Below are 8,411 nucleotides of genomic sequence, written 5' to 3' on the forward strand. Positions count from 1 at the left end.
CGAATCGCACCTACCCTGGGTGCGTCGCAATTTCCGTTCCCCGGCATGATGTCTGAGCAAAAGAAGCCCCTGCACCCGACCGTAATGGCCGTCACGGCGCGCATTGCCGCGCGCAGCCGCGACACGCGTGCGGCGTATCTGGCCCGCATCGACGCCAGCGCCGGACGCTTCCCGCAGCGCGGCGCGCTGTCCTGTGCCAATCTGGCGCACGGATTCGCCGCCATGCCGGCCAATGACAAGCTCGTCCTGCGCGAACAGCGTCGTCCGAACGTCGGCGTCGTCACGGCTTACAACGACATGCTCTCGGCACATCAGCCGTATGAGTCGTATCCGGCGCGTTTGCGCGAAGCCGCGCGCAAGCTCGGCGCCACGGTGCAGGTCGCGGGCGGAGTGCCGGCGATGTGCGACGGCGTCACGCAAGGTAACGCGGGCATGGAGCTATCGTTGTTCTCGCGCGAGATCATCGCCATGAGCACGGCGGTCGCGCTCTCGCACAACATGTTCGATGCCGCGCTGATGCTCGGTGTTTGCGACAAGATCGTGCCGGGTCTCGTGATCGGTGCCCTGCAATTCGGTCATCTGCCGACGATTTTCGTGCCGGCTGGTCCGATGGCGAGCGGCTTGTCGAATGACGAGAAGGCCAAGATCCGCCAGGCATATGCCACGGGCAAGGTCGGCCGCGACGCGCTGCTCGAAGCCGAGTCGCAGGCCTATCACGGTGCAGGCACCTGCACGTTCTACGGCACCGCCAACAGCAATCAGCTCCTGATGGAAATCATGGGCCTGCACCTGCCGGGCGCGGCCTTCGTGCATCCGCACATGCCGCTTCGCGACGCACTGACCGACGCCGCCCTCGCGCGCGTGCTGGCCATCGGCGCCGACACGCCCGACTACACCCCGATCGGCCATGTGGTCGACGAGCGTGCCGTCGTCAACGGCATCGTCGGCCTGCTGGCCACGGGCGGTTCCACCAATCACACGCTCCATCTGGTGGCGATGGCCCGCGCGGCGGGCGTCATCATCGATTGGGACGATTTCGACGCGTTGTCGGCCGTGGTGCCGCTCATGGCGCGCGTCTATCCGAACGGCAAGGCCGACGTGAATCATTTCCACGCGGCGGGTGGCATGGGCTTCCTGATCGGCGAATTGCTCGACGCCGGCCTGCTGCACGACGACGTCAAGACCGTGGCCGGTCCGGGCCTCGCGCGCTACCGCGCCGAGCCGTGGCTGTCGCCCGATGGACTGGCGTGGCGCGCCGGTAGCGCCTACAGTGGTGATCGTGACGTCCTGCGCGGCCATGCCGAACCGTTCGCCCCCGATGGCGGATTGCGGCTCATGCACGGCAATCTGGGACGCGGCGTCATCAAGGTGTCGGCGGTCAAGCCGGAACATCGGCGCGTGGCCGCAACGGCACGCGTATTTGCGTCGCAGGAAGCGGTTCAGACCGCGTTCGACGCCGGTGAATTGCGTCGCGACGTGGTCGTGGTGCTGCGTGGCCAGGGGCCGCGCGCCAATGGCATGCCCGAGCTGCACCGTCTCACCCCGCTGCTCGGTGTTTTGCAGGACGAAGGGTTTGCGGTGGCACTCGTGACCGATGGTCGGATGTCCGGCGCCTCGGGCAAGGTGCCCGCCGTGATTCACGTGTCGCCCGAAGCATCGGGCGGCGGCCCGCTGGCACGGGTGCGCGACGGCGATCTGATCGTGCTCGACGCGAACGCCGGCATGCTGCACGCCGAGGTGGCCCCGCAGGTATGGGAGGCGCGTGAGATGGCAGAGGTGCCGGTCTCGGGCGACGACACCGGGCGTCTGCTCTTCGGTCACATGCGCGCGGCGGTGGGCGCGGCTGAAGCCGGCGCGTCCGTGTTCTTCGGTTCTGAGTGACGTGCCGGTCACGTCGCTGCATTCAAGGAAAACGTAATGGACATCAATGACATCGTTCGTGCCGGCCCCGTGGTTCCGGTGCTCCAGTTCGACAGCGTCGAGCAGGGCGAGCAGGTCTCGCGCGCGCTGCTCGCGGGCGGCGTGCGGGTCCTCGAAATCACGCTGCGCACCCCGGCCGCGATGGACGTCATTCGCCATGTGGCGGGGCTGTCCGACGAACTGATTGTCGGCGTGGGCACGCTCACACGCCCGGAAGAAATGGCGCAGGCCGTGGCGGCCGGCGCGCGCTTCGGCGTCTCGCCGGGCTACACGAGCGCGCTGGGCGCGGCGGCCAAGGCAGCAGGTCTGCCGTTGCTGCCGGGCGTGGTGACGCCGTCCGACATTCTCGCGGCGCTCGCCGATGGCTACGACACGGTGAAGTTCTTCCCGGCCGAACCGTCGGGGGGCGTGCCGATGCTCAAGGCCCTTTACGGGCCGTTCCGGCACGTGCGTTTCTGCCCGACGGGCGGTATCAGCGCCGAGTCGGCGCCGTCGTATCTCGCGCAACCCAATGTGGTGTGCGTGGGGGGATCGTGGCTCACCCCCAAGGCGCTCGTGGACGCGCAGGACTGGGACGGCATTACGCGTCTCGCGCGAGCGGCGACTGCCTTGCCGCGCCGCTAGGCAACACCGGTTTCATCGAAGCAACGCATCACATCCCACAATTCCAATAATCGGGCGCAAGCCCTTCGGGCATTCGCCCATCTAGCCAAACGAGGAGACCCCCCATGGTCGCGGTGCAAGGCAACTTGCTGCTGGTGTACGCGCTAGTCGCGGTAATCGCGCTGATTCTGCTGATCGCGCGTTTCAAACTGAATCCGTTCATCACGCTGATCGTCGTCTCGCTCGTGCTCGGGCTGGCGGTGGGTATGCCGATGGGGGGAATCGTCAAGGCGTTCGAGACAGGCGTGGGCAACACGCTGGGGCACATTGCGCTGGTGGTGGGGCTTGGCACGATGCTCGGCAAGATGATGGCCGAGTCGGGCGGGGCCGAACGCATTGCGCGCACGCTCATCGGCGCTTTCGGTGAGAAGAACGTGCACTGGGCGATGGTCGTGATCGCGTTCATCGTCGGTCTGCCGGTGTTCTTCGAAGTCGGTTTCGTGCTGCTGATTCCGATTGCGTTCAACGTCGCCAAGCGGACCGGTACGTCGATGGTGCTCGTGGGCATTCCGATGGTGGCGGGCCTGTCGGTCGTGCACGGCCTGATTCCGCCGCACCCGGCCGCGTTGCTCGCCGTGACCGCCTACAACGCGGACATCGGTCACACCATCATGTACGCGCTGATCGTCGGCATTCCGACGGCGGCCATTGCCGGCCCGCTGTTCGCAAAGCTCATGGCGCGCCACGTGGTGCCCAATCCGGACAATCCGCTGCTCTCGCAGTTCGTCGAAAAGGACCGTGCGCTGAACGAACTGCCGGGCTTCGGCATCACGCTGTTCACGATCCTGCTGCCGGTGATCCTGATGCTCATCGGTAGCTGGGCCGACCTGTTCTTCGCGCCGAAGACGTTTGCCAACGAATTTCTGCGCCTGATCGGCAACTCGGTGATGGCGTTGCTGATCGCCACGCTCGTGAGCTTCTTCACGTTCGGCAAGCAGCGCGGTTTCAATCGCGACCACATCCTGAAGTTCACCAACGAGTGTCTGGCGCCGATCGCCACGATTACGCTGGTGGTGGGAGCGGGTGGCGGTTTCGGGCGTATCCTGATGGACAGCGGCGTGTCGAAGGCGATCGTCGATGTCGCGACGAACGCCCACCTCTCGCCGCTGCTGTTGGGCTGGCTGGTGGCGGTGCTGATTCGTATCGCGACGGGCTCGGCCACGGTGGCCATGACCACGGCGTGCGGCATCGTCGCACCGATCGCGGCGGCCGCCGGTGCCACCGTGAAACCGGAATTGATGGTGCTGGCCACGGGCGCGGGCTCGCTGATCCTGTCGCACGTCAACGACGGCGGCTTCTGGCTGGTCAAGGAATATTTCAACATGACCGTGCCGCAGACCTTCAAGACCTGGACGGTGTGCGAGACGATCATTTCGGTTGTGGCGTTGCTGCTGACGCTCGGCCTCGCCACGGTGGTGTGAGGTAGCGATGCAGGGCGTGCAACAGCGTCAATACGCTGACGCGAGTCAGCCGGTTACAAGGAGGCGAGCCATGATCGTCGTGGTAATGGGCGTATCGGGCAGCGGCAAGAGCACGGTCGGGCAACGACTTGCCGAGCGTCTGGGCTGCGGGTTTTCCGACGCGGATTCGTTTCACAGCGCCGCGAACATCGAAAAGATGCGGCGCGGTGAGGCGCTTAACGACAACGACCGCGCCCCGTGGCTGGCGGCGATTCGCGAGGCGATCGTCGCGCGCCGCGTGGCGGGGCGTCACCACGTGTTCGCGTGTTCGGCGTTGCGCTCGCGCTATCGCGACGTGCTGGGCGAGCACGACGGCGACGTCGTGTTCGTCTACCTGAAGGGGGCCCCCGAGGTGATCGGCGAGCGCCTGGCGTCGCGTGGCGGGCACTTCTTCGACCCGGCGCTGTTGCAAAGCCAGTTCGACACGCTCGAAGAACCGCGCGACGCGTTGGTGATCGACATCCGCGAGTCGCCCGACGCCATCGTCGAGACGCTGTTGCACAAACTCGCCGCCTGCCCCGGTGGCGCGGCGCTGACGCCGGCCGGGTCGGCGCGCGTACAATAGCGGTTTATTCCCTCCGCCGGCACTTCGCGTGCCGGTCGTACGCATCGAAATGGCTTCCTTCGAATTCTTCGCGCCCTGTCCTCGCGGACTGGAAGAGGCGCTCGCCGCCGAATTGGCAGAGCTGGGACGTCTGGCGCCCGTGTCGGTGGGCAAGCAGGTGCCCGGTGGCGTGCATTTCGCCGGTCCGTGGGCCGCCGGCATGGCCGCCAACCTGCATTCGCGCATCGCGAGCCGCGTGCTGCTGCGCATCGCACAGCAGGCGTACCGCACCGAACAGGACATCTACGACTTCGCCTTGCGTCAGCGCTGGGAAGAGTGGTTTTCGTCTCAGCAGACGCTGCGCGTGGACGTCACCGGCATCAAGGCGCCGGTGCGCAGCCTCGAATTCGTCACGCTGCGGATCAAGGACGCTGTGTGCGACCGCCTGCGCGAGAAGACCGGCGCGCGGCCGAACATCGATACGTCGCAGCCCGACGTGCGGGTGTTCGCCTTCCTGACCGCCACCGACGCTACCCTCTATCTCGATACTTCGGGCGAAGCGCTGTTCAAGCGCGGCTGGCGCCTGGACAAGGGGGCGGCCCCGCTGCGCGAGAATCTGGCTGCGGGCATTCTGCGTCTGGCCGGCTGGCGCACCGACACGGCGGCCGACATGGTGCTGTACGACCCGATGTGCGGCAGCGGCACCTTCCTCGCGGAAGCGGCGCAGATTGCGCTGGGCGTGCCCGCGGGTGCCGAGCGCCGCTTTGGCTTCGAGAAGCTCAAGGGCTATGACATCACGGCATGGCAGGCGCTGAAGGTGCAGGCCACCGAAGCGCAACGCGATGCCCGCGTGCGCGGTGTGCCGCCGACGATTTTCGGCAGCGATATCTCGGGCGACATGCTGGCCAAGGCCCGCGCCAACCTGGAGCGTGCGGGCGTGGGCGACATCGGCCTCAAGCAGGTGGATGCGCGCGATATGTCGCCCCCGGTGGATCGACCCGGCATCATCGTCGCCAATCCGCCGTACGGCGAGCGTATCGAAGTGCGCGGACGTCGCGGATCGCGCGACGCCGATGACGGCGACGAATCGCCGGACATGCAGGGCAATCGCGGCGGTCAGTTCCAGCGCAATCAGCCTGACGGTGTCGACGCGGCATTCTTTCGCGCCTTCGGCGACGCGCTCAAGCAGCGCTTTACGGGCTGGAGTGCCTATCTGCTGACGGCCGACATGAGTCTGCCCGGACAGATGCGTCTGCGCGAATCGCGTCGTACGCCGCTGTTCAACGGCGCGCTCGAATGCCGTCTGTTCCGCTTCGACCTGATTGCCGGCTCGGTGCGCAAGCGCGCGGAAAGTGAGGGCAAGAGCGAAGGCAAGGACGAGGCGGGCGCGCCGCAAGCGTAAGCGAATCGTCTCGTTCGACGTTACGACAAAGACCGGCGGCCGCCGGTCTTTTGCTTTGTGCGCGACGGGCGCGTCGTGGCTACTGGTCGGTGGCGGGAGACCAGGCGACCCGCCTGGCTGAAGGGGGGGCAAGTGATGGAGGTGGTGCAGGTGGTGCAAGCGATACCGCCGATGCGGCTTGCGTCTCCCCGCGTCGCTGCGCCGCCAGCGTTGCGAGGCGCACGCGCAGTTCGCTCGGCGAGACCCGCGCGCGCTCTGGATCGCACGTCACGTTGTCCGGGTCCGACAGATCGCTGTCGTAGTCGAGGCCGGTGCGCGGCGAGTGGCCGGAAACGTTCATGAATCCGACGGGTGTAACGTTCCGGAGCCACCGCTCCGTCTCGCAGGTGATGGCGTTCTCGGACACGATGTCGTCACGGAAGGTTTCGCCGCGCGGATCCGGGTAAATCTCCCAGGTGTCGTCTCTCGCTTCCCAATGCGGCCAGAGCTGGCCGTCTGCGCCGAAATGCGTATACGCCAGCGCCTGATAGGCCTTGCGGCATGCTTCGCGCCGGACGCTGTCGTCCGGTCGATCGCGTGTCGCCGTATTGAGCAGTCGCGTGAGGCACCCCGTGTCGCCCGACGATACGCTGTAGAAGTACACCCACTTGTTGGTGACGTCGAACGTCCACGGCACGGCGACGTCGTGACCGAACGCCTGCAGGATGCGCAGCGTCAGCACGTCGTCGGCCACGTGAACGGGGTCCTGGCGTTCCAGTACGGATCGCGCCCAGTCGTTCAGCGTCGGCGTGATCACGAGCCGCTCGAAGAGGGACCAACCCATCGGACGTACGCTCAGCCGCTGCACGAGATCGACGGCAATGGCGGTGGGCAAGCCCGTATCCCTGAGCGAATCGACCGTCACTTCATGGTCTTCCAGCACGGCGAGCCGACGCAGCGCCGTTTGCTGTTGTGCATTGCGTGCCGGTTCGCCGATGGCCGTTTTGCCGATGTACGGCGCGATTTCGCGTCCGAACACGCAATCCGGGTGCTCGGCCGCCACCGTGATCGCCTCTTTCGTCGGATTGCACTTGGGGTTGAGGGCGCGGATCTGGACGACGTCGCTCCAGGCCATCGTTCGATAGATCGGCGCCAATGCCGGCGTACTCAGACGCGCCGTTGCGCCTGTGCCGGCATGATGATTTTCCACGTTCATCGAAACTCTCCTTCGGACAATGCGAGAAACGGCATTGTCCGTAAGGCAGTCGTCGCCGGGTGTCGAGATCGTTCGCCGGAGTTGTCTAAACGGGGACGGACGCCTCGCGGGGCCGACGGCGAGGCGGCGCCCGATCAGGCCGGCCGTTGCGTCAGGAAACGGCGCAGCACGCCGTGCGAGTAATGGCTGGCCACTTCGCGCAGAAAACGTGGAAAGTCGACGTGCGCGGTGTCGTCGGCGCTATCGGAGAGGGTGCGCATCACGGCGAACGGGATGCCATATTCATGACACACCTGTGCCACGGCGGCCCCTTCCATCTCCACGGCGAGGGTCTGCGGCAGCGCGTCGCGCAGCCGGCTGACCTCGCCCGCGCTGGAGACGAACTGATCGCCGCTCGCGATTTGCCCGACGTGCACGCGTGGGGCGCTCATCTGCCATTCGGTGCGCAGCGCGACAGGCACTTGCGTCGCCATCTCCTCGGCGAGCCAGTCGCGCGCCGCTTTCGCAAGGGCGTCGCGCAGCGGCGGTGCGCTGGCGAAGGCGCTGCGTCCGAGCAGCGGGATCTCGAAACGAGGGAAGAGGGGGCTGGCGTCCATGTCGTGCTGCACGAGCGTGTCGGCCACGACGATGTCGCCGACCGACAACCCATGCGCGAGTCCGCCGGCCACGCCTGTGAAAACGAGCTCGTCGATCGCGAACCGGTGAATCAACGCGGCGGTCGTGGCGGCCGCTGCAACCTTGCCGACACGTGCGAGCACGACGACACAGTCATGGCCATGCAGCTTGCCCATGTGGTAGTCGCGCATACCGATGGACTCGACGTGCGCGCCGGGCGCCATCTCGGCGAGCAGATCGGTAATTTCTTCGTGGAGAGCGGCGACAATGCCGAGCGTCATGGCGCGGTTCCTGGGAGCAATGAGGAGCGCGCATTGTAGCGCGGGGCTGCCGGTCACCTTCCCGTGCAGCCCCGCAGTCCGGCCGATGGCGAACGTGTCGCCTTAGTCGACGGCCTTGACCATTTCCTCGACGACCTTCTTCGCGTCGCCGAACACCATCATGGTCTTGTCGAGATAGAACAGCTCGTTATCGAGACCGGCATAACCCGCCGCCATCGAACGCTTGTTGACGATGATCGTCTTGGCCTTGTACGCCTCGAGAATCGGCATGCCGGCGATCGGCGATGTCGGATCGTTCTTCGCGGCCGGGTTCACCACGTCGTTCGCGCCG

The 8,411-nt window shown here is 66.3% G+C and carries 8 protein-coding genes; 5 read left to right on the forward strand and 3 right to left on the reverse strand.

What is annotated here, in order from left to right:
• The first annotated feature begins 48 nt into the window (after positions 1 to 48).
• The 5 genes from edd to A985_RS0122660 all read left to right on the forward strand — a co-directional run bounded on the left by edd (position 49) and on the right by A985_RS0122660 (position 5,989).
• Positions 49 to 1,881 carry a phosphogluconate dehydratase gene (gene edd, locus A985_RS0122640; RefSeq protein ID WP_039830735.1) on the forward strand — a complete coding sequence of 611 codons (1,833 nt, stop codon included), beginning with the start codon at positions 49 to 51 and terminating at the stop codon, positions 1,879 to 1,881.
• A gap of 36 nt (positions 1,882 to 1,917) precedes the next feature.
• A complete protein-coding gene (gene eda, locus A985_RS0122645) occupies positions 1,918 to 2,544 on the forward strand; it encodes a bifunctional 4-hydroxy-2-oxoglutarate aldolase/2-dehydro-3-deoxy-phosphogluconate aldolase (RefSeq protein ID WP_017235664.1) in 627 nt (208 codons plus the stop codon).
• A gap of 104 nt (positions 2,545 to 2,648) precedes the next feature.
• Positions 2,649 to 4,004, forward strand: a complete 1,356-nt coding sequence (locus A985_RS0122650) for a GntP family permease (protein ID WP_017235665.1) — start codon at positions 2,649 to 2,651, stop codon at positions 4,002 to 4,004.
• A 70-nt stretch (positions 4,005 to 4,074) separates the two neighbouring features.
• Positions 4,075 to 4,608 (forward strand): gluconokinase, encoded by a 534-nt coding sequence (locus A985_RS0122655; protein ID WP_017235666.1) that lies wholly within the window; start codon positions 4,075 to 4,077, stop codon positions 4,606 to 4,608.
• A 49-nt stretch (positions 4,609 to 4,657) separates the two neighbouring features.
• Positions 4,658 to 5,989, forward strand: a complete 1,332-nt coding sequence (locus A985_RS0122660; RefSeq protein ID WP_017235667.1) for a class I SAM-dependent RNA methyltransferase — start codon at positions 4,658 to 4,660, stop codon at positions 5,987 to 5,989.
• A gap of 79 nt (positions 5,990 to 6,068) precedes the next feature.
• On the opposite strand, the gene A985_RS0122665 is transcribed toward A985_RS0122660, so the two are convergent.
• From A985_RS0122665 to A985_RS0122675, 3 genes are all read right to left on the reverse strand, one after another.
• Positions 6,069 to 7,184: a hypothetical protein gene (locus A985_RS0122665; RefSeq protein ID WP_017235668.1), complete on the reverse strand. Its 1,116-nt coding sequence runs from the start codon at positions 7,182 to 7,184 to the stop codon at positions 6,069 to 6,071.
• 134 nt (positions 7,185 to 7,318) lie between these two features.
• Positions 7,319 to 8,080, reverse strand: coding sequence for a 5'-methylthioadenosine/adenosylhomocysteine nucleosidase (locus A985_RS0122670; protein ID WP_017235669.1), 762 nt, complete (start codon positions 8,078 to 8,080; stop codon positions 7,319 to 7,321).
• A 102-nt stretch (positions 8,081 to 8,182) separates the two neighbouring features.
• Positions 8,183 to 8,411: NAD(P)(+) transhydrogenase (Re/Si-specific) subunit beta (locus tag A985_RS0122675; protein ID WP_017235670.1), on the reverse strand; the 229-nt coding region annotated here is incomplete at its 5' end.

The sequence above is a fragment of the Pandoraea sp. B-6 genome, assembly GCF_000282835.1.
In the GTDB taxonomy this organism is placed as follows: Bacteria; Pseudomonadota; Gammaproteobacteria; order Burkholderiales; family Burkholderiaceae; genus Pandoraea; species Pandoraea cepalis.

Bases quoted from the DNA above. Each gene is read 5' to 3' on its own strand.
- A985_RS0122660 (WP_017235667.1), top strand. From the start codon at position 4,658: ATGGCTTCCTTCGAATTCTTCGCGCCCTGTCCTCGCGGACTGGAAGAG.
- edd (WP_039830735.1), top strand. From the start codon at position 49: ATGTCTGAGCAAAAGAAGCCCCTGCACCCGACCGTAATGGCCGTCACG.
- eda (WP_017235664.1), top strand. From the start codon at position 1,918: ATGGACATCAATGACATCGTTCGTGCCGGCCCCGTGGTTCCGGTGCTC.
- A985_RS0122655 (WP_017235666.1), top strand. From the start codon at position 4,075: ATGATCGTCGTGGTAATGGGCGTATCGGGCAGCGGCAAGAGCACGGTC.
- A985_RS0122665 (WP_017235668.1), bottom strand. From the start codon at position 7,184: ATGAACGTGGAAAATCATCATGCCGGCACAGGCGCAACGGCGCGTCTG.
- A985_RS0122650 (WP_017235665.1), top strand. From the start codon at position 2,649: ATGGTCGCGGTGCAAGGCAACTTGCTGCTGGTGTACGCGCTAGTCGCG.
- A985_RS0122670 (WP_017235669.1), bottom strand. From the start codon at position 8,080: ATGACGCTCGGCATTGTCGCCGCTCTCCACGAAGAAATTACCGATCTG.